Origin of the sequence: Prevotella sp. P5-50 (assembly GCF_002251295.1) — a bacterium.
GTDB lineage: Bacteria > Bacteroidota > Bacteroidia > Bacteroidales > Bacteroidaceae > Prevotella.
The window spans coordinates 25,843-48,352 of record NZ_NPJA01000053.1; the positions used below are offsets into that span (position 1 = coordinate 25,843).

Here is a 22,510-nt window from a genome sequence, read left to right on the forward strand (position 1 = left end):
GTTTTTAATATATGTATTTTATATTATTGTTGTCTAACAGTTCTGTGAGATTGTCGATAGCGAGATTGGCCTGTGATTCATCTACTGGGTCATCAGTCCATTGTTCGCCTCGTATCCATACGGTATTGCATCCTGCCCGATGGGCGGGGATGATGTCTTTGTCGATGCTGTCGCCTACTACGGTTACTTCGTCGGCTTTCATGCCGAGGGCTTCTACTCCGAGTTGGAAGATGCGTGGGTCCGGTTTGCGTACGCCGACCACCGCCGACTCTATGATATGGTCGAAGATGCCATCGAATCCGAATTCGCGGAGTACGGTTGAGATGTTGCCGTAGAAGTTGCTCACCAGTACCATGGGCACTCGCTCTTTGAGTTGCAGGAGTACTGCACGACTTTCTGCGGTGTGTCTGCACACCTCGGTATAAAGCAGGTCGAGTACTTGGTCGTGGTAGTTCAGACAGTCGAGATATTCCATCTCGATGTGCAGCTTAGAGTCGAGGGTTTGACGGAATGTGTAGTCTGGCTGTATGATAGGATTCTTGGCCAATGTCCGCTCGCCGTGCACGTATGCATCGCGAAAGCGGGCTTCGGTCACGGGTACGCCTGCCTGTTGGTAGGTGTGCCACAGTACTTTTCCCCAATGGCAGCCTCCGGTGTCGAGTGTTCCGCCATAGTCGAAAATATAGCCTTTCGTCTTAAGCATGTTTGTCAGTTCTGTCATTTCCTTTTTTTATTGTTTGCAGTCCTGCCTTCTGAACGATGTGTTCTGCAATGGCTTGGGCTGCTTCGGTCCGGCATCTTGAGAAACTGGGCCAGTCGTTGAAGTCTATCAATACGGGGGTTCCGTCTGGCTGTATGATGCAGTCACCTCCGTAGATGCCTGTCTGCAGTAGTGTTGCGGCTTGGTTGGCCATCTGCTGCAATTGTTTTTTGTCAAACGGATAGTGGGCGGGCTTGCCGTTGCGCTGTTCGTCGCCGAATTTGCTTTGCCCATCATCGCCTGGATAGTAGTAGCAGAAAAAGTCTGTATCGGTGACACCGTAAAACTTCACAAGGTCTCCGGTGATGTGTGCCCGTATGTCAATTTCCGTTATCCCCTTGGCTTTCATCTCATTTGCCGTGGTCATGGCGCTTTCGTAGTCTGGGCGGAACAGTACATCCGCTGATGTCTGTGCCGAAGCATCGCCTCGTTTGACCCAATAACCGTTGTTGCCTTTATGCGGTGCAACATTTATTCCGGCGCTTTCCAGCATCTTCATTTGTTGGTAGCGCTGACAGCAGGTGATAATGCCTTCCGGACTGTTGATGACGATGGCGCCTTGCTGTTGCTTTCTTTTAAGCTCTTGCAGCACCGTTTCGTCGCGTCCCATGGTCACATACACCTCTGCTTGAGGAAGCGGTTTTTCTTTCTCGTCTTCCGAATATGTTGCTATACGAAGCCCTTTGTCGAGCAATCTGCAACCGACTTCATGTAATATGGCCGTGTCCTTCTCTACGCTGTTGGGCGAATACCGATGGGCCCGGCTTATCATGACTATTTGACTGTCGTACATATTTTATATTACGCATTAAAAAGCATACAAAGATACTCCTTATTATTCAAATATAGAAAACTTTTGAACATTTTTTTGTTTTCTACGTAAAGTTTTGCCTTTTTTATTTATTTTCTTACAAAATAATGGCGATTATTGCCGTTTGTTGGCAAATAAACGGGGGCTGGCTGCAAAAAGGACGTGATGATGGATTTCGGAGTCTTGTTGCGTAGGGAAATACGATTTTGGAATCGGTTTGAAAATGTTCCGAAGCTATTCAGAAACCATCCCGGAGGCATCCCGACGGCATCCCGAAGGGTGGCGGTAAGCATGTCAAGGCGATATGATGTCTCCAATTTACTCTTTTCTCTCGTTGAAAAAATCAATCCAGAATATGGAACCTTTGCCCATGACCGATTCTACTCCAACCTTGGCTTTCAGACTTTTTGCCAAATTGCGGCAGATGCTTAGGCCAATTCCCGTGCCTGGAACAAATTCGTTGACCTTCACGAAGCGTTCGAAAAGAAGGTCGTTGCATTTGTCAGCAGGAATGCCGATGCCTGTGTCTCTTACCCAAATGCTGATGCGATCGGTTTTCTTTGTGTAGCCCAAACGGATTTCTCCAGTCTCGGTAAACTTGACTGCGTTGCTGACATATTGATTGATAATTTCCTTTAGGCGGTCGTGGTCGGTTTGTAATAGGTGGTTGTTTGTATTATCAACAACAATTGTTAATCCTTTTTCTTTGCATGGTGTGGTGTATTTGTCGGCAATCTCACGCAAGACTTCCACTATGCTGACGTCTGTATTTTCTATAGTTTGGTAGCTTCCTGCTTCCAGTTTGGAGACGTTCATCATGTCATCGAATAGGCGTAGCAGATGTGCATTATTCTGCTTGATGAGGTCTATCAGATTCTGGCGCTCCTCATCGCTCTGTGCCAAAGGTAGAATATCGCTAAATCCGACAATGGCGTGGAGAGGTGTGCGTACTTCGTGAGTGATGTTGGCAAGGAATGCTGATTTCAGTCTGTCGCTCTCTTCGGCGTGGTTGCGAGCTTCGAGTAGTTCTTGTTCCGCCTGCTTGGTGGTGTCTATGCATGTGGTTGCTCCTACTATGGTTAGTGGGCGCCCGTTCAGATCCCGCTTCTCAATGGTGGCAAACATGGCAGCCCAATACTTTTTTCCTGCTGCATTAGTCATTTGGTATTCCTGATAGGTTTCTTCCTCGCGTCCTGCCGCAAGGTTGAGAAAGGCGTTGCGAACTGCTTGCACTTGTTCGGTGGCGATGTGTTTGAAAATCTTTTCTACAGGAGTTCCCTTTTGCGGTATGAAAAGGTCTTTACCTTCACGATAGTCGCTCTCTACGTTGATGGTCATCGAAGGTACGTCAACTCGCCAAGTGGAGAGCTTCATTGCTTTAAGCACCAAGTCGTATTCAATGTTGCCAACTTCGTCGGACATGGCCTCTACTTGAGTCTTTAATCGTTTGACTCTGCGTGTCAGCACAAACCAAGAAATTGCCAAAAAAATAATAAGTGGAATGCTTATAATCCATGCAAGAACATCGGCTGTCAGCCATGAACGGATAGATAGAAATATGGTGTCTGTTAGGTTTGTCATATTGGAATTGGCAATATTGCGATGGGCAAAATTACATAAAAGATTTAGAATAATGAAAAAAAACGGGAATTATTTTGCAATTTGCGGCATTTCAGTTAACTTTGCACCATATTTATAAATACACATAATGACACAAGAATTTGAACTGATCGCCAAGACCTTTATGGGATTGGAACCCGTCTTGGCGAAGGAATTGACGCAACTGGGCGCAAACGAAGTGCAAATAGGACGCCGCATGGTGTCCTTTATGGGCGATAAAGAAATGATGTATCGTGCCAATTTTCAGTTGCATACTGCTATCCGTATTCTTAAACCCATTAAGCATTTCAAGGCTCTGTCGGCTGATGATGTCTATCGGGAGGTGCAAAAAATCGATTGGTCAGAGTACATCGGCTTAGACAAAACGTTTGCCGTTGACTCTGTGGTGTTCTCGGAAGAGTTCCGCCATTCTAAGTTTGTGGCCTATAAAGTGAAGGATGCCATTGTTGACCAATTTCGCGAAAAGACAGGAAAACGCCCCAATATCTCGGTGGCAAATCCTGATATCCGTCTGAATATCCATATCGCAGAAGACAAATGTACGCTGTCGCTCGATTCAAGTGGTGAATCGCTCCATCGTCGCGGCTATCGTCAGGAGTCGGTAGAAGCTCCGCTCAATGAGGTGTTGGCTGCCGGTATGATTCTCATGACAGGATGGCAAGGCGAAACCGACTTCATCGATCCTATGTGTGGAAGCGGTACTTTGCTCGTTGAGGCAGCACTCATTGCCCACAATATGGCTCCAGGACTATTCCGTAAGGAGTATGCTTTTGAAAAATGGCCCGATTTCGATAGCGATCTGTTCGACCGCATCTATAATGACGATTCCAGCGAAAGAGAATTTACTCACCATATCTATGGCTATGACGTTGATATCAAGGCAGTCAATACAGCGCGCCTTAATGTGCGTGCTGCTGGACTTCTCAACGATATTACCGTAGAGGAGGCTGATTTCAAAAACTTCACACAACCGAAGGAGAAAAGCATTATTGTTACCAATCCGCCATACGGAGAACGCATCTCTACCCCTGACCTGCTTGGCACTTACAAGATGATTGGCGAACGCCTGAAACATCAATTCCTCAACAACGACGCTTGGATACTCAGCTATCGTGAGGAGTGCTTCGATCAGATCGGTCTTAAGCCAAGCATCAAGATTCCCGTTTACAATGGCAGCTTGGAATGTGAGTTCCGCAAATATCAGATATTCGACGGAAAGATGAAAGACTTCCGTGCAGAAGGCGGTACCGTCAAAACCGACGAAGAGAAACGTCAGATGGCTGAGAAACGCCGCTTCAAGCAGAATCGTGAATTCAAAAAACGACTTGACGAGAAAGAAGAAAACGAAGAGGCAGACATACGCACATTCCGATTCCGCTCTTTAGAGAAACGCGAATTTAAAGGCGACCGCCGTGATGACCGCCGTGACGACCGCTTCCAGAAACGTGGCGGACGCAACGACCGCTATTCACGTGACGATTGTGGTGATGACCGTTATTCGCGCGATGACCGCAAACCCTATCGCAAGAGCGAGAACCGTGGGGGGCATGAGCGCTTTGACCGAAGTGGAGGTAAAAAGCAACGCGGCGGTGGACGTGGATTTGACCGTAACAAAAGAAGATTCGAAGATGACAATGATTAAATATTGTAGTAAGGCGTTGATGGTCTGCATGACTATGTTGATGACTGTATCTCCAATGAACGCACAGAAGAATTTTACACTTGAGGACCTTAATTTCGGTGGTACAAACTATCGGAATATGGTGCCGGAGAACCGGTGGACTGCATGGTGGGGAGACCAACTCGTTCGCCTCGATGTGGATGCTTGTTATCTGGTAGATAAAGCTAACGGTAAAGAAAACCGTCTCTTTGATGTCAGCCAGATTAACCAATGGATAGCACCAACAAAGGATATTAAGGTTCGTACGCTATATAATGCAGAATTTCCATTCGCAGACAAGAGCGTTGTGGTGATTAGCCAAGGTAGCAAAACCTATATGGTCGATTTCAAAAAACATGCCTTGGTCAGCTCTTTCGAGTTGAAAGACGGTGAAAATCTGTTGGAAACCAATGCTCAACAGACAGCCTATGCTTTCTTGAAAGACAACAACCTGTTTGTCTGCAACCATAAGCAACAGACTGTGCAACTCTCAACCGACGGCAGTAGAGAAGTGGTTTATGGACAGGCTGTGCATCGTGATGAGTTCGGCATCAGTAAAGGAACATTCTGGAGTCCCGATGGAAACAAACTGGCCTTTTATAGAATGGACCAGTCGATGGTGACCGATTATCCACAAGTGGATATCCCGGAAATCGGTTTCGACCCAGAAGAAAAACGTTCCTGCATCGCCACACTGGCTCCCGACAAATATCCTATGGCTGGCGAGACTTCACATCAGGTGACTGTAGGTGTGTATGACCTTACTACAGGAAAGACTGTTTATCTCAAGGCTGGCGATCCCACAGACCGCTATTTCACCAATGTGGCATGGAGTCCAGACAGCAAAACGGTTTATATGTTTGAATTGAACCGCAAGCAGAACGACTGTCGCCTGGTCGCTTATAGTGCAGAAACAGGCAATAAAACTGCTGAACTCTATCGAGAAACCGACGAGAAGTATGTGGAACCTCTACATCCCATCGTCTTCTTGCCATGGGATGCTAACTCATTTATCATGCAGAGTCGTCAGGATGGATATAATCACCTGTACCTTTGTTCACTTGGCAAGCACGGTAGCAGAATGGCCGGCAATACCGAATCACTCGAAGTCAGTCAACTGACCGCTGGCAAGTGGGAGGTCCTGGAAATGATAGGTTTTAATGCCAAACAGAAGACCATCATCATTGCCAGCAACGAAAAGAGTCCTATCCAACAGAATATCTATGCGGTAAGTGTAAAGACCGGCAAACGAACATTATTAGGAAATGGCGAGGGTTGGCATAATGCCAAACTCAGCGGAAGCGGCAACTATATCCTCGATAACTATTCTACTCCGACCGTTCCACGTCGTATAGAAATCGTGCAAACCACTAAGGCAAAGGCCGTTTCTTATTTCCAGGCAAAAGATCCTTGGATGGGATATTCTATTCCGCAGTTCAGTTGTGGTACCATTAAAGCAGCAGATGGCGTTACCGATCTCTATTACCGTATGGTGAAACCTGCGGATTTTGATCCTAACAAGAAATATCCTACTGTAGTATATGTCTATGGAGGACCTCATGCACACAACGTCGATGCACGTTGGCATTATAGTAGCCGTGGATGGGAAAGCTATATGGCAGGCAAAGGATACATCACCTTTATCCTCGATAACCGCGGAAGTGAACATCGTGGCAAGGATTTCGAACAGGCTACATTCCATCAACTGGGACAGGAAGAAATGAAAGATCAGATGAAGGGAGTGGAATTCCTAAAGACACTATCTTATGTGGATGCAGACCGAATCGGTGTACACGGATGGAGTTTTGGTGGATTTATGACCATTTCGTTGATGAGCAATTATCCCGATGTCTTCAAAGTTGGTGTGGCTGGCGGCCCTGTTATCGACTGGCATTGGTACGAAGTGATGTATGGCGAACGCTATATGGGAACTCCACAAAGCAATCCGGAAGGTTACAAAAAAACATCATTGCTCTATCAGGCTAAGAATCTCAAAGGAAAACTGCAAATCATACAGGGACTTAATGATGTGACAGTAGTGCCACAACATTGCCTCACTTTCCTTAAAGCATGTATCGCAGCAGGAACACAGCCCGACTTCTTTGTATATCCGGGCGAACCACACAATATGCGGGGACATCAGAGCGTGCATCTGCATGAACGTATTACACAGTATTTTGAAGATTATCTGAAATGAACCAAGAAGAACAGATACTTGTGCGCATCACAGGTCAGGACCGCCCTGGATTGACGGCCTCAGTCATGGGAATCCTTGCTCGGTATGATGCGCAGATTCTCGATATCGGTCAGGCCGATATCCACTCAACACTTTCGCTGGGAATACTCATGCGCTTGAAGGAAGCACATTCCGGACAAGTCATGAAAGAACTTTTGTTTAAAGCCACAGAACTGGGAGTCAACATCGGATTCTCGCCTATTACTGACGATGAATATGAAGACTGGGTGGGACATCAAGGCAAAAACCGTTATATCCTAACAGTTATGGGACGCCAGTTGGATGCACGGCAGATAGAGGCAGCATCGCTGATTATCACCGAGCAGGGGCTTAATATCGACAGCATCCTCAGACTGACAGGTAGAAAGAGCATCAAGAATCCAACAAACCATGTGCGAGCTTGTATCGAATTCTCTCTCCGTGGCGAACCCAACAACCGCAAGGAGATGCAAAGCAAACTCATGCAGGTGTCGAAAGATATGGAAATTGATTTCTCGTTCCAACGCGACGATATGTTCCGCAGAATGCGACGGCTCATCTGTTTTGATATGGACTCGACACTTATACAAACTGAATGTATCGACGAACTGGCAGATCGGGCAGGAGTAGGTGCAGAGGTGCGCGCCATTACCGAGAGTGCTATGCGTGGTGAAATAGACTTCAAAGAGAGCTTCACCAGACGCGTTGCATTGTTGAAGGGATTGGATGTCAGCGTGATGAAGGATATTGCTGAACATCTCCCAATAACAGAAGGTGTGGACCGACTGATGACTATCCTCAAGCGTTACGGGTATAAGATTGCCATCCTCAGCGGAGGATTTACCTATTTTGGCGAATATCTCCAACGTCGATATGGTATTGACTATGTCTATGCTAACGAACTGGAGATTGACGATAACGGCAAGTTGACTGGACGTTATGTTGGGGATATAGTTGACGGACACCGGAAAGCGGAACTCCTCAAACTCATCGCTCAGGTAGAGAAAGTCAATCTTGCACAGACCATTGCCGTAGGTGATGGAGCCAACGACTTGCCCATGATATCAGAAGCAGGACTGGGTATCGCATTCCATGCCAAACCGCGCGTGGTTGCCAATGCCAAGCAAAGCATCAATACCATTGGACTTGACGGCGTGCTTTATTTCCTTGGATTTAAAGATTCCTACCTTGGCGAGCAAGGCAAGTTATAAAATAACCATTCCATTAATATAATTAAGGTGTAACAAGATATGAAAATATTACTTTTAGGCAGCGGCGGACGTGAACACGCCCTGGCATGGAAAATCTCCCAAAGTCCGAAATGTGAGCAACTCTACATCGCCCCAGGCAATGCCGGTACTGGCAACTGTGGTGAGAATGTGGCCATGAAGGCTGATGACTTCGAAACCATCAAGACTTTCTGTGTAGAGAAAGCCATAGATATGGTTATCGTAGGTCCAGAAGACCCATTGGTAAAAGGTATTTATGATGAGTTGAAAGCCGATTCACGCACCAAGGACATCCCAGTGATAGGTCCTTCTAAACAAGGTGCAGTACTGGAAGGATCGAAAGACTTTGCAAAAGCATTTATGCAACGTCATCAGATTCCTACTGCACGCTATCAGACTTTTGACGGGGAACATCTTGAAGACGGATTGCGTTTCCTCGAAACCTTGCAAGCTCCATACGTACTGAAGGCAGATGGACTCTGTGCAGGCAAGGGCGTCTTGATTCTGCCTACACTTGAAGAAGCACAAAAGGAACTCAAAGAAATGCTTGGCGGAATGTTTGGCAATGCCTCTTCGCAAGTGGTTATTGAGGAATTCTTGAGTGGTATTGAGTGCTCGGTGTTCGTGCTGACCGATGGCGATCACTATAAAATTCTGCCTGAAGCCAAGGACTATAAGCGCATTGGTGAACATGATACCGGTTTGAATACTGGTGGTATGGGTAGTGTAACACCTGTACCTTTCGCCACTAAGGAGTGGATGCAGAAGGTGGAGGACCGTATTATCCGTCCTACTGTGGAAGGTTTGAAAGCTGAAAATATTGACTATAAGGGATTCATATTCTTCGGTCTTATCAATGTTGAAGGGGAACCGATGGTTATCGAATACAACTGCCGTATGGGTGACCCAGAAACCGAAAGTGTCATGTTGCGATTGAAAAGCGATATCGTAGATTTGTTTGAGGGAGTGGCTGAAGGCAATCTCGACGAGCGCGAAATAGCATTTGACGAACGAGCTGCTGTATGTGTTATGCTTGTTAGCGGTGGTTATCCGCAGGAATATAAGAAAGGCTATCCTATTACCGGTATTGACCAAGTGGAGGGAAGTATCGTGTTCCATAGCGGAACTGCCCTTAAGGATGGTCAGGTGGTAACCAATGGCGGACGTGTAATTGCCGTTTCGTCTTATGGTAAGGACAAGGCCGAGGCTCTGCAGAAATCATTTGAAGAAGCCCAGAAAATTCAGTTTACCGACAAGTATTTCCGTCGTGATATAGGTGCAGACCTTTAAGCGATAGCTCTCAAGCATGACGAAACTACTGCAGAATAGAATATCAGAAAGCAAACTCACACTACCTGTCACCGTACTTTGTGTGACAGGGGTGTGGTTATTGGCAGGACTCACACAAGGAGATTGGTGGGCATCTTTTGCGTGCTTTGTTGTCTCGACCTATCTGATGATAGAGTTGAACAACAGCAATGCGCTCATCCGTATTTATTCACGTATGGTGTCGTGTGTCTTCTTGGTACTTTCGGCAGTGGCATGTCCATTGTTTGCTTCAACCGAAGGTGCATGGGTACAAGTGTGTGTGGTTGGTGCCTTGCTGATGATTTTCCGAACATATCAAGATGGCACATCGGTGGGAAGTTCCTATTATGCCTATCTGTGTATAGGACTTGCCAGTTTGTCATTTGTCCAGATAGTATGTTTGATACCATTACTGTTGTTGATGCATGGTGTTGTGCTTCACTCTTTGTCGTGGCGTACATTTTTTGCCGGCTTCTTTGGCTTGCTCACTCCCTATTGGTTTTGGACATGCTGGTCGGTGTATCAACAGAGTATCGACCAGATAACTGACCATTTCATGGCATTGACAGAATGGAGTCAACCCTTTGACTTCAGCGCGTGGGATGGGAGTCAGGTTGCTGTGCTGTTGCTATTGGCGCTGATAAGTGTAATAGGTATAGTGCATTATATTCGCACAAGTTATCTCGACCGCATACGTGTGCGTCAACTTTACCATGTCTTCAGTTGGTCGGTATTGCTGATGTTTGCATGTTTGTTGCTTCAGCCAACGCTTTACAACATTCTTACTCGCATGCTTATTGTATTTGTGTCGCCCTTGCTGGCCCATTATCTGGCACTTACCCATACCCGTATCACTAATATCACCTTCCAGGTGTTGCTATTCATGGCTGTACTTCTGACAATTTATAATCTATGGACATCATCACTACTTTTCTGATTAGTTATGGTTATTGGGGAATGCTTATAGCTGCTTTTGTGGCTGGTTCGTTCTTCCCTTTTTCCAGTGAAGCTGTCATGGTGGGACTGATGGCGGCAGGGCTTGACCCTATAGGCCTTATAGTCTATGGTACGATAGGTAATGTGTTGGGATCATGTTTCAATTATGGCGTTGGACGCATGGGGCGTTTGGAGTGGATAGAGAAGTATCTCCACGTCAAGAAAGAGAGTATCGACAAGGCTACGCGTTTCATGGGTGGCCGTGGTGCATGGATGGGATTCTTTGCCTTTCTGCCTATTTTGGGCAGTGGTATTACCATCGCTCTTGGCTTGATGCGTGCCAATATAGTCATCTCATTGGTCAGCATCAGCATAGGTAAGTTACTACGCTATGTGTTGCTCATCTATGGTGCAAGCATCTTTATCTAGTTAAAATTGCTGAAAGATACGGCGCTTCGATAGAAATATTGTACTTTTGTATTTTATTAGGTAATTAAGATCATAATTAATAATACACAATGAAACAATTTCGACTGTTAGACAATATACTGGGGTGGGTCACCTTTCTGATTGCCGCCTTTGTTTATTGCTCTACTATTGAACCGACAGCCTCTTTCTGGGACTGTCCCGAATTTACCTCTACGGGCTATAAACTCGAAGTCGGACATCCACCGGGTGCACCGTTCTTCATGCTTACCGCCAATCTGTTTTCACAATTTGCCAGCGACCCCTCGCAGGTAGCACGTATGGTCAATACGATGAGCGCATTGCTCTCGGCAGTAACCATTCTGTTCCTGTTCTGGTCTATCTCGCATCTTGTTCGACGCTTGTTGGTCAAGGATTGGAGCGAGTTGACACCCGCCAAAACCATAGCCATTGAAGGCTCGGCACTGGTAGGTGCGCTGATTTATACGTTCAGCGATACCTTCTGGTTCTCAGCTGCTGAGGGTGAGGTGTATGCCTATTCTTCGGCATTTACCGCTTTGGTATTCTGGCTGATCCTGAAGTGGGAAGAACATGCCGACGAGCCTCATTCCGACCGTTGGCTGGTGCTTATCATGTATATGACAGGCCTCTCGATTGGTGTTCACTTGCTCAACTTGTTGTGTCTGCCTGCCATCGTGCTGGTATATTACTATCGCAAGTGTCCCCAGCCCGATTCACGTAAAGATCTGTATGGCTCTATTGCCGCTTTGGTGATATCAGTAGTCATCTTGGGCGCTGTGCTCTATGGTCTTGTGCCAGGTATTGTTCGTGTGGGTGGATGGTTCGAACTGTTGTTTGTCAACGTGTTTGGTTGTCCGTTCAATACAGGTGAGATTGTTTATATCATCCTGCTTATTGCCACATTGGTATGGGCGATCTATGAGTCCTACAAGGATCAAAGTCTGAAACGTCAGAATATAGCATTCCTGTTGTCTGTAGCCATGTTGGGTATTCCTTTCTTTGGCTATGGCTGGTCAGCAGTGCTTATCGGCATTGTTGTATTGGCTCTGATTTGGCTGGTACTTCAATATAAGCGCCAAGGCAAGTTGCTCATCACCTCACGTATCAAGAATACATCTCTGCTCTGCATGATGATGCTCCTCATTGGTTATTCGTCATATGCTGTCATCGTCATTCGTTCGGCAGCCAATCCACCAATGGACCAGAACTCTCCAGAGGATATATTTACCCTTGGCGACTATCTGGCTCGTGACCAGTACGGACAGCGTCCGTTGCTTTACGGTCAGGCTTATACCTCACAGGTGGCTTTGGAGAAGGCGGGCGATTATTGCCGTCCAGTCTCAACAAAGGGCGCACCTGTTTGGCAGCGCAAGGAGAAAGCATCTGCCGACGAGAAGGATGAATACTTCGTAGCACGTACTAAGGACGACTATGTATATGCTCAGAATATGCTGTTCCCGCGTATGTGGGATTCAGGTAAGGCTGCTTCATATCGTAGTTGGTTGGGCGAAGAGCCCGATGGAAGTGAAGAAGCATACGATCGTTGTGGCGAGATGGTTACGGTGAAGATGCCGAGCATGTTGCAGAACATTCGTTTCTTCCTCTCATACCAGTGTAATTTCATGTATTGGCGCTATTTCATGTGGAATTTCGCAGGCCGTCAGAATGATATTCAAGGTCAGGGCGAATTGGAACATGGCAACTGGATAAGTGGTTTCAGTTGGTTGGACAACTGGCGTCTGGGAGACCAATCGACATTGCCCGATGAGTTGAAAAACAACAAAGGCCACAATGTATTCTATATGATGCCATTGATGCTCGGTCTTATCGGACTCTTCTGGCAGTCGTGGTACACTCGCAAACGTCGTGTGCCCGGTAGCGACAAAGAAGATATAGAACCAGTGGGCATCCGCCAGTTCTGGGTTGTGTTCTTCCTGTTCTTCATGACAGGTTTGGCTATTGTCATTTACCTTAATCAGAATCCTGAGCAGGTACGTGAACGCGACTATGCTTATGCGGGTTCGTTCTATGCTTTTGCCATCTGGTGTGGTATGGGTGTTGCAGCTCTCATCGACCTGTTGAACCGCAAGCTGAAGAAAGAAAATGTGTTGGTTGCCGCAGTTATTGCTGTAGTGGCATTGGCTGTTCCCATACAAATGGGTAGTCAGACATGGGATGATCATGACCGAAGTGGTCGTTATTCGTGCCGTGACTTTGGACAAAACTATCTGATGTCGCTGCAGAATGAGGGCAATCCTATCATCTATACCAATGGTGATAACGATACATTCCCCTTGTGGTACAATCAGGATGTAGAAGGTGTGCGCACCGATGCGCGCGTTTGCAACCTGTCGTATCTGCAGACCGATTGGTATATAGACCAGATGCGTCGTCCTGCTTATACCTCTCCTGGCATTCCCATTAAATGGAATCGTTTGGAGTATGTTACTGGTACCAACGAGTATGTGCCCATCGATCCTCATATGAAGCAGGCTGTTCTCGATTTCTATAAGCAAGATCCCGAAACTGCCAAAGCACAGTTTGGTGATGACCCATTTGAGTTGAAGAATGTATTGAAGTATTGGGCACGTTCCAAAAATTCAGAACTCCACGTCATTCCAACCGACACACTCTATATGACTATCGACAAGGAGGCAGTACGCAAGAGTGGTATGATGATGGCAAGTGATAGCATTCCCGACCGCATGGTTATCTCGCTTGCAGGCAAGAGTGCACTCTACAAAGGCGACTTGATGATTCTGGAGATGTTGGCTGAGTGTAACTGGAAACGCCCCATCTACGTGGCTGCAACAGTTGGTGAGAGTAGTTATATCAACCTTGGCAACAATGTGGTGACTGAAGGATTGGCATATCGTATCACACCATTCACTACCAATGCTCAAGGCGCACGCAACTTCGATACGAAGCGCACCTATGATAACGTGATGCATCGTTTCAAGTTTGGTGGACTCAACCAAAAGGGCATATATATCGATGAGACTGTGATGCGCATGTGCTACAGCCATCGTCGCATCATGTCGCAGTTGGCCAACAAACTCATCGAGGAAGGTGACAAGAAGCGTGCCGCTGAAGTTCTTGCCTACATTGACAAGATGCTTCCTTCATATAATATCCCGCATGAATTCTCATCGGGTTCGCTTGATATTGCAGAAGGATGGTATCAGGTAGGTCAGAAGCAGAAAGCCATCAAGGTGCTCAATGAGATGTGGCACAATTCTCAGCAATACCTCAATTGGTACAACAACCTCAATGCTGAGCAGTTTGCCTTCTCTAAGAATAATGCTTATGCCCATGCTTACTATTTGCAGCAGATACTTCTCGTGGCTCAGCAGATAGATCAGCAATGGTTCAACAAACACTACGAGCAGTATAGCCGCATGATACGCACCTTTGAGGAGCGTGGCGGTGCACAGGGCATAGATCGCTGATCGTGGATAGTGATAATATGAAAAGTATTAACTGCAAGTGATAATAGAACAACCGGCAATATGGCTAAGGTGGCTATATCCCAGAGCCACTTGGCGGATGAACCGTCACGAACGGTCAGTATATCTGACCTTCGATGACGGTCCCATCCCCGAGGCCACGCCATTTATTCTTGATACGCTTAGACATTATGGCATCAAAGCCACCTTTTTTATGGTGGGCGACAATGCTCGTAAGTATCCCGAATTGTTGCAGCGTGTCATCGACGAAGGTCATCGGGTGGGTAATCATACACACAACCATATTAGTGGTTTCCGTCATAGCATCCATCAGTATTGCTATAATGTAGAAAAGGCTAATGCCTATCTTCATACTGATTTGGTGCGCCCGCCACATGGTTGGATGCGATGGGAACAGTATGCCATCTTAGGTCGAAAGTATCGCATAGTGATGTGGGATCTTGTCACGCGAGACTATTCCAAGTGGATGACGGCAGAAGATGTGTTGGCTAATGTGAAACGCTATGCTCGCAACGGTTCCATCATCACATTCCACGATTCTCTCAAGAGTATTGATAAACTGAAAACGGCATTGCCAGCAAGTATAGAATGGTTGCGTGAGCAAGGCTATGAATTTAAGGTGTTCGAATGAACACCTTTTTTTGTTTCTGTACAATCATAACATGTACGCGCACGCATACTCATGCGTGCGTATGTGCGCAGGTGCACATGCGATGCTGTAAAAACAGAATATATGACTGTAAATGTAGGATTTGCAGCACACCACCGCATCTTTGAATGTGATGGATGCCCATGTTCGGACCATACAGAATATGGTTTATTCCTGTTCTTTTCTCATGCTGAATTCACATCCACAATACTGCTGGTTGTAAAACTGGTATTGCTTTAACAGTTCGTTGCGACGCTCCTGCAGTCCTCCTTTGCGCCAGTTTTGCGCCCAGAAGTGGATGCCTGGCACAGCCTCTTCTGCCATTTTTCCTGCTGCTGCTATTTGGTCAAGACTCTTCCAACGTGATGTGGCAAGGGTGGTGGCAATCGTGGTGAAACCACGTCGTTGTGCCTCCATGGCAGTGGCAATGAGTCGCATACGGAAACACTGCAGACAGCGGCCTCCCCGTTCAGGTTCACCCTCCAGCCCTTTGATAGCCGCAAGCCATGTTTCATGATTGTAGTCGCCATCTATCCACTCGATGCCGAGTGAAGTGGCGTGGCGCTTGCTTTCTTCTTTGCGGATTTCATATTCTTCATGTGGCCAGATGTTTGGATTGAAGTAGAAGATAGTTGGGTGCACATCGTGTGCCAGCATCCATTCTACAATGGCTGAAGAACATGGAGCACAACAGGCATGTAGCATGATGCGGTTGATGCCTTCTGGAATTTCGATATCGTTTTTCTTTTTTTTCATTGTGTAGTATAGGATGTCTGTGTCAGCAACAATTCTATGGTCCGTCAATTAACTTTCCAAACTTTCAAGCCGATAGTGTTCTGCTCGAAAAATGGTGTGCAAACAAAGGTTGCGTCATTGAGCCAAGCATAACAACTCTCGGTGGGTGCCTCAAACACAGGTGTTGTGTTGAAGTAGAAACCCGTTTTCCCGTTGGGAAGGATAGGGTTGGCCAGAACTCCCTCGTTACGCACATGAATCATCACTCCATCTGCTGTACGGATGTTGTAGATGGCTTCAAGATGAGTACGGTTGCGTATGGTATCTACCAGTTGATAGTCTGCACCGCCTGCCAAGACATCTCCTTTGAAACTGCTGCCGTTGGGATGTGTTCCTTCGAAGTGTCCGCCTATAATCGGTATGACGATGCGTTTGCCCATAGCTGTATTTCCCAATGTTTGTGCTGGCGAACATGCTACATGTAATGTCAGTACGTGAGTGAGTTGTGGCATGGTTGGTTCCTGAGCCATGGCCGTTAGTGGCGTGGCAAGCATCAGTAGCCAAGCCATTGTTGTCATCAAGTATAGAATAGTCTTTTTCATTGTCACCATTTAATTGTTGCTTGGTCTGCAAAGTTACTATCTTTTTTCTTTATACCCAAATCTAATGGCAGATTTGCACCAAAACATGAGGTGCCGATATTCCGTTATGTTAAAATGATGTGGCGCCATAATTGCTACCTTTGCACCGGCAATCAAAAATCATTTCTATAGACGACTGAAGAGATGCACGACCACAATACCGACTTTCATAAACACAAATCATAATTATCAATTTAGGTTTGGGGCAATGTCCATCGTGATGGTGGGTGTTGCCTTTTGATATTTTTATGGCTATTGCAAATGACAATGCTATTCCTGTTTATGGACGATACTATTGGTGCTGTTTTCCTTCGGGATGCCTTCGGGATCCGTTCGGGATGTGTTTTATGTCGGTAGGATAGTATCATTCCCGATAGCTGAAGTATAGAAGAAAAAGCGATAAACATCCTTTGTGGATTGAAGAGAAAAGTGTATCTTTGCTGCATCTTTCTGAAAGATGCGATAAAATATGAAGTGGAATAGACGTAGAAAGATACTCGTAGTATTCTTGGTAATCGTTGTTGCCGTACAAGGTATAGGTGGGTTGGGTGACTATTATGCCCAAGCGGTCTATCCATGTGTTGCTACCGTTTTGACATTCTTGTCAGGATATGTGCCCTTTGCCATAGGCGACTTGTTTATAGCCTTGAGTATCATCGGTATTGTGGCATTTCCGTTCTATGCTGTTCGTCGGAAGAATAAAACTGTGGGCTATGCCATTGCTGGGGTGGGTGAGTATCTGTTGTGTGTCTATGTGTGGTTCTATCTGGCATGGGGATTAAACTATGCCCAGTCTGATTTTTATCATCGAAGTCATACACCCCGTTATGAAGCCAACAATGATCAACTGCGACATTTTGCATGGCGTTATGCCGATAGTTTGAATGCCACTTATAGTAAAACAGTCATTTATGATACTCTGCGAGTGCCGTCTTTGGTGGTGGCAGGTTATAAGCGTTTAGCCCAGCAGAATATGGGTGTCCATGCCCCTTTCCATGTTCATACGCAAGCCAAGACCATGCTTTTCACTTCGTTGAGTTCCAAGGTAGGAGTGACCGGCAGTATGGGTCCTTTCTTCTGCGAGTTTACGCTCAATGGCGATTTGCGTGCCCACGAGTATCCATCCACGTTTGCCCACGAGTATGCTCATCTACTTGGCATCACCAACGAGGGTGAAGCCAATTTCTATGCCTATCAGGTTTGTACATCATCTGCCGACCGCACGATGCGCTTTTGTGGCTATTATGCCATCTTCTTTCATGTGTTGCGTAGTGTAGATGCTGTACTTGGTGATGAGGCAGCCGAAGATTTCCTGCAATATGTACGACCGGAAATCAGGCAGATGGCATCTGCCGACCGCAACTATTGGCGTTCGAAATACAGTACCTGGTTGGGCAACTTGCAAAATGCGGTCTATGAGTTTTATCTGAGAACCAATCGGGTTGATGGCGGACGGAAGAGTTATTCGCAAGTGGTGGCGCTGATACTCTCATGGGAGCAACGCCAAGGACAGATGCAACGCCGTTGAATAGACTATAAAACAATGTGTTATAGACGGATAGGTAATGGCTGATACAAAAAAAACTGGGTGTGTCTCGCGACAGTCCCAGTTTCTGTTTTCTAACTAACTTATTATCAACTATTCATTACTCTTTCTTTGTTATGCACAAAAGTTATTTCCTGTTTGCTGATGCAAAGGTATGTACATTTTATGATAAAAAACAGAAAATGAATGAAAAAACACACGTAAACGTTTGCGCCATTGCGAGTTTTTTTGTATTTTTGCAGCAATGAACAATAGAAAGCAACATAGAACATCGTTGAAGGACCTGGCTAAAGAGCTCAATGTGAGTATTGCTACAGTCAGTCGTGCCCTGCGCAGTTCTTCGGAAATAGGCCATGAAATGCAGGAAAAGGTGAAGGCTTTAGCCAAACTACGCAACTATCGCCCCAACCCTTTTGCACAGAGTTTGCGTAAAGAAGCTCCAAAGATTATTGGCGTGGTGCTGCCCAATTTGGTGACCCACTATTATGCTGCGGTACTCGATGGCATAGAAGATGAGGCCAAACGATCGGGCTATAGCGTCATTAGTGCCAATAGCCATGAATCATTTGATATTGAAACACAAGCCATCGACAACTTTATCAATCTCCATGTGGAGGGCATTATAGCTTGTTTGTCACAATCCACTACTGATTACAGCCACTTTGAGGAGATTGCAGAGATGGGCATTCCTTTGGTATTCTTTGGTCGTACTTGTCTGAAAGAGCGCTTCTCGTGTGTCACAGCCAATGGTGACCAAGCCGCCCAGATGGCTACTCAGCATTTGATAGATACCGGTAGTCGTCGCATAGCCTTTATCGGCGGTCCTAACCACCTCGATATGGTTCAGCGTCGTAAACATGGTTATCTTGAAGCACTTCGTGAAAATCAGATTCCCATCGAGCGTGAACTTGTGAAATGCGGATCGATAGATTATGATGCCGTACTTTCCAATACTGTTACCCTACTTAAAGAGCAGAAACCTGATGCCATAGTGGCTTTCAACGATATCATCACCTTTGCCGCATTCAATGCCATTCGTGAGGCAGGATTGCGCATACCCGACGATGTGGCACTCATCGGCTTTACCGATGACGTGCATGCTGCATACGTCACGCCGCAAATGTCAGCCATCGTCGATCAGGCTCACCAAATGGGTGCAACAGCCTGTCAATTGCTGCTCAAGAATATTGCAGGAGATACAGGCGTATATCACAAAATTGTGCCGCAACAGTTGGTCATCCGTGGTACCTCGGCTAAAAAACCGCAGTAAGTAGTAGGTCGAGGACCAAAAAAGGCTGACTATGTTTGGTCTTTTCAATAAAAAAGAGTACATTTGCACCATATTATATATAACTCGTAAAACCTAAAATAAATGCCTCTGGCATTGATGCTAATGACTGTAAATATGAGAAGGATGATCATGTTACTGACGCTGATGGTCAGCTTTGTGCTGACAGTCGGTGCTGCTATTGATGACATTAAGTTTAGCCGACTTGATACCCGTGACGGACTGAGCAACTCACAGATTCTTTGTGTGAAGCGCGACTCCAAGGGATTTGTATGGATAGGAACTCCCTATGGCCTTAATCGATACGACGGATATCGTATCAAGACATTCTACTCATACGCCAAAGATACCACTACGCTACGCAACAATTATGTGGATGAGATCTATGAGGCATACGATGGAAAACTATGGTTGAAGCAGGGTATGAACTATACCATCTTCGACCCAGTAACCGAGTCATGTGACAGACATCCTGAGCGTTGGTTGCAGCAACACGGCGTGGCGGGTGGTATCGAGCGCCTTTATATAGACAAGCATCATCATTTTTGGGTAAAAACCTATGATACTGGTTTCTGGCATTATAATCCTTATACCAAAGAAGCCAAGCAGTTTAATTTCGGTTATGGCCGCCAAGAGTTCAATTCCGACTTTGGTGTATCGAGTTTTGCAGAGATAGGCAAGAGCTTGTTGGTATCTTCACACAATGGTGAGGTGTTCTGTTTCAACAGAGAGAAAAACTGGATTAGTTGGAAAGATGCTTATATTCGTGAGAAAGGACTCTTCAACAATCAGGAATGTAAGTTGCGTACCGATGCCGATGGTAATCTCTGGATGATAACCGTGGTAGGCTGTTTTGTGAAGTCGAAAGGACGTTGGATTCTTTCTTATAAAGAACTGGCGAAACGCTGGGGCGTGGAATTGCCTGACGGACTGAGCATTTGGGATATTTGTTCGGATAGCAAAAAGCGCGTTTGGATAGCTACCGACCATACAGGACTCTTTCTTGTTGACCGCCAAGCGCATGAGGTGCGCCAGTTCTTGACTCAGAAAAACGACGGTACGTCTATCAGCGAAAACACCCTCCGCTTTCTTTATCGCGACCAGCAGGGTCGTATTTGGATTGGTACCTATATGAATGGCGTCAATATGTTTAAAGAGGGACTCTCCAATTTCCGCCATCTTGATCTGGGAAATATCACCACCATCACTTCCGATAAATCCTTCTTCTGGCTGGGAACCAATGATGCGGGTATCATTCGCATGGATCGTAAAACTGGCGAACAGGTTGTTTTCGACCGCAACAACAGTGGCATTGCCACCAATACCATGGTCAGTTCGTTGGTTTCACGTGACGGTACCGTATGGTTTGGAACCTATGAAGGTGGACTGATACGTTTCCGTGGTGGTGCTATCACTAATTTCCGCTCATCGGGTAAACCGGGTGAATTGGCCAATAACAATATCTGGTCGATATGTGAAGACCGTCAGGGCAATATCTGGATTGGCACATTGGGTAACGGTATTCAGCGCTTAACCCGTGCAGGACGCTTTGACACACCTATCACCAGCCATAACTCTATCTTGGTATCAGACTATATCTCGACTGTCAATTTGACGAAGAAAAACTGGTTGATGGTATCCCATTCCAATTTCTATTCGATTGTGAATCCCGTTTCTGGCAAGATTATCAATCGCAATATTATTGACAATAAAGAGGGCATCGGTATTACCGAATCCTCAATATGTACTATGGAGGACAGTCGGGGACTTGCCTGGCAGGGCTCTTCATCGGGTGCAACCATCTGGGACACGAAGACCAATGCTGTCTATCTGATTGATATGCGTTCCGGACTCATTGGTTCTACCGTCAATGCCATGGTGGAAGACAACAACCACACGGTATGGCTGGTGACTGATCATGGCGTATCAAACGTCATCCCGCAGCAAAAAGACGGACAATGGAACTTTATCATCCGCACTTTCAATAGCAACGACGGTCTCCAGAACGGTCCGTTCAACCAGCGTGCCATCTGTAAGACTGCCGATGGACTTATCCTGGTGGGTGGTCAGGAAGGTCTTGATGTCATCAATCCGAAGCTGATGCGCGAAGAGAAGTATAAGGAATATCCCGTATTCAGCGGCCTGAAACTCTTTGAACAGGACGTAAAGGTTGGTGAAAAGATTGACGGTCGCATCATATTACGTAAGGCACTGAACATCTGTCGTGCCGTTCGCTTGAAATACAACGACCAGTTTACCATTCAGTTGGGAAGTTCCAATGGCGAAATCCATCACCGCTCGCGCTTCCTCTATCGCCTCGATGGTGTGAACAACGACTGGATTAGAACCGAAGAAGCCAACCCCAACATTACTTATATGAGTCTGCCTTCAGGATCTTATACCCTGCGCGTACGCATGCTCAACGACGATGGTACCATTGGTAGTGAAGAGGCAACACTCACCATTATTATACAGCCTCCGTTCTGGCGTTCATGGTGGATGATCATGATGCTGTTGCTGGTTGCCGCCTTTGGCATTTGGTGGTGGCGCAAGAATTATATGCGTCGTCAGGCTAAACGCCAAGCCGCCTTCGCATTGCGCCTTGAGATGGAGAAGCGCCAATGGATGGCAGAGATGAAAGCATCGATGGCAGCAGAACAGCCAGCAACAGGAGATGCTGTTGTTGAAGAACCTGTGCGCCACCTTATGATGCATACGGAATATGCCGACCTTGTAGCAGTGATTAAGAAGCAATGTGCTGAATATGTGAAAGGCAACAAGGGTGTAAAGATTAGCAATGTCATGCTTATCGACGAACTCTTTATGGAGTTTGACGTCGTTCTGATCAAGCGCATGCTCAACATCTTGTTTACCAATTCACAGAAATTTGCCGCCAAGAACTGCCACATTAGTGTTGGGCTCATTCGAAAGGACAATGGTAACGTACAGATCCAAGTGGCTGACAATGGTATCGGAGTGGCTGATGAGTATAAACCACATATGTTTGACCATACAGCAGGTGTTGACGAACTCGAACTCGCTCTTGTCAAAGACATCATAGTGGCACATGGTGGAACCATCGAAGTGAAGGACAACCCTGGTGGCGGAACCATCATGGTGATCGACTTGCCAGCAAAAGGCATGGTGGAAGAAGCTGAAATTATGGACGACGACCATGCTGACGATGAAATAAAATAA

16 protein-coding genes are annotated in these 22,510 nt (G+C 46.2%); 11 read left to right on the plus strand and 5 right to left on the minus strand.

The window, feature by feature from the left end:
* Nucleotides 1–4 precede the first annotated feature (4 nt).
* From CIK88_RS11785 to CIK88_RS11795, 3 genes are all read right to left on the minus strand, one after another.
* Nucleotides 5–721, minus strand: a complete 717-nt coding sequence (locus CIK88_RS11785) for an HAD family hydrolase (protein ID WP_254046277.1) — start codon at nt 719–721, stop codon at nt 5–7.
* On the minus strand, nt 696–1,553 hold the full coding sequence (locus CIK88_RS11790) for a hypothetical protein (protein ID WP_094436670.1): 858 nt from the start codon (nt 1,551–1,553) through the stop codon (nt 696–698). Before CIK88_RS11790 ends, CIK88_RS11785 begins: the two co-directional genes overlap by 26 nt.
* A gap of 336 nt (nt 1,554–1,889) precedes the next feature.
* Nucleotides 1,890–3,152, minus strand: a complete 1,263-nt coding sequence (locus CIK88_RS11795) for a HAMP domain-containing sensor histidine kinase (protein ID WP_094436672.1) — start codon at nt 3,150–3,152, stop codon at nt 1,890–1,892.
* 127 nt (nt 3,153–3,279) lie between these two features.
* Here CIK88_RS11795 and CIK88_RS11800 point away from each other — a divergent pair, with 127 nt between their 5' ends.
* The 8 genes from CIK88_RS11800 to CIK88_RS11835 all read left to right on the plus strand — a co-directional run bounded on the left by CIK88_RS11800 (nt 3,280) and on the right by CIK88_RS11835 (nt 15,084).
* Nucleotides 3,280–4,833 (plus strand): class I SAM-dependent RNA methyltransferase, encoded by a 1,554-nt coding sequence (locus CIK88_RS11800; RefSeq protein WP_094436674.1) that lies wholly within the window; start codon nt 3,280–3,282, stop codon nt 4,831–4,833.
* The gene (locus CIK88_RS11805) at nt 4,820–7,048 is read left to right on the plus strand and encodes a DPP IV N-terminal domain-containing protein (RefSeq protein WP_371591593.1); all 2,229 of its coding nucleotides are present in this window, start codon (nt 4,820–4,822) and stop codon (nt 7,046–7,048) included. Before CIK88_RS11800 ends, CIK88_RS11805 begins: the two co-directional genes overlap by 14 nt.
* Entirely contained in the window at nt 7,045–8,277 is a 1,233-nt protein-coding gene (gene serB / locus CIK88_RS11810; protein ID WP_094389768.1) for a phosphoserine phosphatase SerB, read from the plus strand. The genes CIK88_RS11805 and serB overlap by 4 nt, the downstream gene beginning before the upstream one ends.
* A 39-nt stretch (nt 8,278–8,316) precedes the next feature.
* Nucleotides 8,317–9,585: a phosphoribosylamine--glycine ligase gene (purD, locus tag CIK88_RS11815; protein ID WP_094436678.1), complete on the plus strand. Its 1,269-nt coding sequence runs from the start codon at nt 8,317–8,319 to the stop codon at nt 9,583–9,585.
* A gap of 16 nt (nt 9,586–9,601) precedes the next feature.
* Complete coding sequence (locus tag CIK88_RS11820; protein WP_144007329.1) at nt 9,602–10,540, plus strand: hypothetical protein; 939 nt, start codon at nt 9,602–9,604, stop codon at nt 10,538–10,540.
* Nucleotides 10,516–10,968 (plus strand): YqaA family protein, encoded by a 453-nt coding sequence (locus CIK88_RS11825; protein ID WP_094389771.1) that lies wholly within the window; start codon nt 10,516–10,518, stop codon nt 10,966–10,968. The genes CIK88_RS11820 and CIK88_RS11825 overlap by 25 nt, the downstream gene beginning before the upstream one ends.
* A gap of 89 nt (nt 10,969–11,057) precedes the next feature.
* The gene (locus CIK88_RS11830) at nt 11,058–14,435 is read left to right on the plus strand and encodes a DUF2723 domain-containing protein (protein ID WP_094436680.1); all 3,378 of its coding nucleotides are present in this window, start codon (nt 11,058–11,060) and stop codon (nt 14,433–14,435) included.
* Between the two features lie 37 nt (nt 14,436–14,472).
* Nucleotides 14,473–15,084, plus strand: coding sequence for a polysaccharide deacetylase family protein (locus tag CIK88_RS11835; protein ID WP_094389773.1), 612 nt, complete (start codon nt 14,473–14,475; stop codon nt 15,082–15,084).
* Nucleotides 15,085–15,270: 186 nt separating this feature from the next.
* On the opposite strand, the gene CIK88_RS11840 is transcribed toward CIK88_RS11835, so the two are convergent.
* Together CIK88_RS11840 and CIK88_RS11845 are read right to left on the minus strand one after the other, a co-directional pair.
* Nucleotides 15,271–15,858, minus strand: coding sequence for an epoxyqueuosine reductase QueH (locus CIK88_RS11840; RefSeq protein WP_094436682.1), 588 nt, complete (start codon nt 15,856–15,858; stop codon nt 15,271–15,273).
* Between the two features lie 44 nt (nt 15,859–15,902).
* Entirely contained in the window at nt 15,903–16,439 is a 537-nt protein-coding gene (locus CIK88_RS11845) for a DUF3237 domain-containing protein (RefSeq protein ID WP_094436684.1), read from the minus strand.
* A 508-nt stretch (nt 16,440–16,947) separates the two neighbouring features.
* Between CIK88_RS11845 and CIK88_RS11850 the strand changes: the two genes are divergently transcribed.
* The 3 genes from CIK88_RS11850 to CIK88_RS11860 all read left to right on the plus strand — a co-directional run bounded on the left by CIK88_RS11850 (nt 16,948) and on the right by CIK88_RS11860 (nt 22,510).
* Entirely contained in the window at nt 16,948–18,006 is a 1,059-nt protein-coding gene (locus tag CIK88_RS11850; protein ID WP_254046898.1) for a DUF3810 domain-containing protein, read from the plus strand.
* Nucleotides 18,007–18,268: 262 nt separating this feature from the next.
* Complete coding sequence (locus CIK88_RS11855; protein WP_094436686.1) at nt 18,269–19,294, plus strand: LacI family DNA-binding transcriptional regulator; 1,026 nt, start codon at nt 18,269–18,271, stop codon at nt 19,292–19,294.
* A gap of 135 nt (nt 19,295–19,429) precedes the next feature.
* Entirely contained in the window at nt 19,430–22,510 is a 3,081-nt protein-coding gene (locus tag CIK88_RS11860; protein ID WP_158214684.1) for a two-component regulator propeller domain-containing protein, read from the plus strand.

Excerpts from the sequence above, each read along its gene's own strand:
- CIK88_RS11785 (WP_254046277.1), bottom strand. The coding sequence starts at position 721 with ATGACAGAACTGACAAACATGCTTAAGACGAAAGGCTATATTTTCGAC.
- CIK88_RS11790 (WP_094436670.1), bottom strand. The coding sequence starts at position 1,553 with ATGTACGACAGTCAAATAGTCATGATAAGCCGGGCCCATCGGTATTCG.
- CIK88_RS11795 (WP_094436672.1), bottom strand. The coding sequence starts at position 3,152 with ATGACAAACCTAACAGACACCATATTTCTATCTATCCGTTCATGGCTG.
- CIK88_RS11800 (WP_094436674.1), top strand. The coding sequence starts at position 3,280 with ATGACACAAGAATTTGAACTGATCGCCAAGACCTTTATGGGATTGGAA.
- CIK88_RS11805 (WP_371591593.1), top strand. The coding sequence starts at position 4,820 with ATGACAATGATTAAATATTGTAGTAAGGCGTTGATGGTCTGCATGACT.
- serB (WP_094389768.1), top strand. The coding sequence starts at position 7,045 with ATGAACCAAGAAGAACAGATACTTGTGCGCATCACAGGTCAGGACCGC.
- purD (WP_094436678.1), top strand. The coding sequence starts at position 8,317 with ATGAAAATATTACTTTTAGGCAGCGGCGGACGTGAACACGCCCTGGCA.
- CIK88_RS11820 (WP_144007329.1), top strand. The coding sequence starts at position 9,602 with ATGACGAAACTACTGCAGAATAGAATATCAGAAAGCAAACTCACACTA.
- CIK88_RS11825 (WP_094389771.1), top strand. The coding sequence starts at position 10,516 with ATGGACATCATCACTACTTTTCTGATTAGTTATGGTTATTGGGGAATG.
- CIK88_RS11830 (WP_094436680.1), top strand. The coding sequence starts at position 11,058 with ATGAAACAATTTCGACTGTTAGACAATATACTGGGGTGGGTCACCTTT.
- CIK88_RS11840 (WP_094436682.1), bottom strand. The coding sequence starts at position 15,858 with ATGAAAAAAAAGAAAAACGATATCGAAATTCCAGAAGGCATCAACCGC.
- CIK88_RS11845 (WP_094436684.1), bottom strand. The coding sequence starts at position 16,439 with ATGAAAAAGACTATTCTATACTTGATGACAACAATGGCTTGGCTACTG.
- CIK88_RS11850 (WP_254046898.1), top strand. The coding sequence starts at position 16,948 with ATGAAGTGGAATAGACGTAGAAAGATACTCGTAGTATTCTTGGTAATC.
- CIK88_RS11855 (WP_094436686.1), top strand. The coding sequence starts at position 18,269 with ATGAACAATAGAAAGCAACATAGAACATCGTTGAAGGACCTGGCTAAA.
- CIK88_RS11860 (WP_158214684.1), top strand. The coding sequence starts at position 19,430 with ATGAGAAGGATGATCATGTTACTGACGCTGATGGTCAGCTTTGTGCTG.